Annotated in this window: 2 protein-coding genes; one reads left to right on the top strand and one right to left on the bottom strand. The window is 40.8% G+C overall.

The window, feature by feature from the left end; genetic code table 11:
* Positions 1-319: 319 nt before the first annotated feature.
* The gene (tnpA, locus tag F6K53_RS42485; protein WP_293086560.1) at positions 320-739 is read right to left on the bottom strand and encodes an IS200/IS605 family transposase; all 420 of its coding nucleotides are present in this window, start codon (positions 737-739) and stop codon (positions 320-322) included.
* A gap of 57 nt (positions 740-796) precedes the next feature.
* Between tnpA and F6K53_RS42480 the strand changes: the two genes are divergently transcribed.
* The coding region (locus F6K53_RS42480) for a transposase (protein WP_293086557.1) at positions 797-1,418 on the top strand (622 nt) is incomplete at its 3' end.

The raw sequence follows: 1,418 nt of genomic DNA, 5'->3' as shown, positions 1-1,418 counted from the left end.
AGGTTTACCTGATATCTTGGAGCATTGTTAGTAGCCGTAGTCTAGAAAAAAAATTTAGTCCACTTCGGTAGAATTAGTTCCTTTAGCCCAAAGCTTTAGCCTGAGAGCATAGATTCCGGACTTGACGAATTGTGTATATATCGATTGCCAATAATTAGCCTAAAATAAACTGGATTTGTTAGCTAGATTAAGGGGATATCATAGTCTGTTATTCTTTCCTGTTCTGTAGCTTATCTCCCTATCTCCCCATGACCTGATCTGATCACCAAAAATTTTGGGTCTGTTCGCGTAGCGTCGGCTTTGCCGAAGCCCCATCCTTCTAGGACGGTATCTGCTGATTATTAATATATTCTTTGAGGACTTCTATTGAAGCTCCCCCAACAGAAGCGGCAAAGTAGCTAGGACTCCACAGTGCAGCTTTGCCATTGGGTTTAGGATATCCTTTTTGTCCGTACCTACGACTGGATAAACCTTTTAGGCTGTTAACTATTTGAGAAATTGAAATCTTAGGAGGGTATTCGTTCGCGTAGCGTGAGCTTTGCTCAATCAACACGTGTACATGATCAGATTCTCCGTTAAATTCCCTAACTTCAAAATTCATTTTTTTTGCTACTTCTTTGAATGATTTTTCAATAGCCTCAATGCTTGCCGATGTCAGTATTTTTTTGCGGTATTTAATTACGCATATTAAGTGCATCTGCTTGCTTTGTAATACTGTGCCAATATTCCGAAACCCCATTGTCAAATCTTGTAGACTACACTATAATCATAGTACAGACCAATACAGGAGAGGCAAGTGAAAGCCAGGTACCAGTATTGTTTTTATCCAACCAACCAACAGAAGAGCAACCTCGCTAGGTTGTTCGGATGTGTTCGTATTGTGTGGAACGATGCTCTGGCTATTTGTAAACAGTCCGAGAAAACTCCTAAATCAGGGGAGTTGCAGAAGTTGGTGATTACTCAGGCAAAGAAAACCGAAGAAAGAAAATGGTTGTCTGAGGTTTCTGTTGTACCCTTGCAGCAGTCCGTTGCTGACCTGGGAACTGCTTATAAAAACTTTTTTGATTCTTGTAAGGGGAAGCGAAAAGGTCGTAAAGTTAGACCTCCAAGGTTTAAAAAAAGAACGAATAAACAATCAGCTAGATTAACTCGCAGAGGTTTTTCTATCCAGGGTGACGGTGTGTACTTGGCGAAGATTGGAATAGTTAAGCCTATATGGTCTAGAGCGTTGCCATCAGATCCAAGTTCGGTCACCATTATCAAGGATTGTGCGAATAATTATTTTTTGAGTTTTGTTGTGGATATTGAGCCTGTTCAGGTTGAAGCCAAGAATCCCAGTATTGGAATCGATCTAGGTATCAAGACATTTGCTGTAATGAGCGACGGGAGAGAAGTCCATAGCCCTGACTACTCAAAGC

The organism is Moorena sp. SIO4A1 (genome assembly GCF_010672065.1).
Classification (GTDB): domain Bacteria; phylum Cyanobacteriota; class Cyanobacteriia; order Cyanobacteriales; family Coleofasciculaceae; genus Moorena.
The sequence above is the reverse complement of the archived record's forward strand: the minus strand, read 5'-3'. Positions and strand labels throughout refer to the sequence as shown.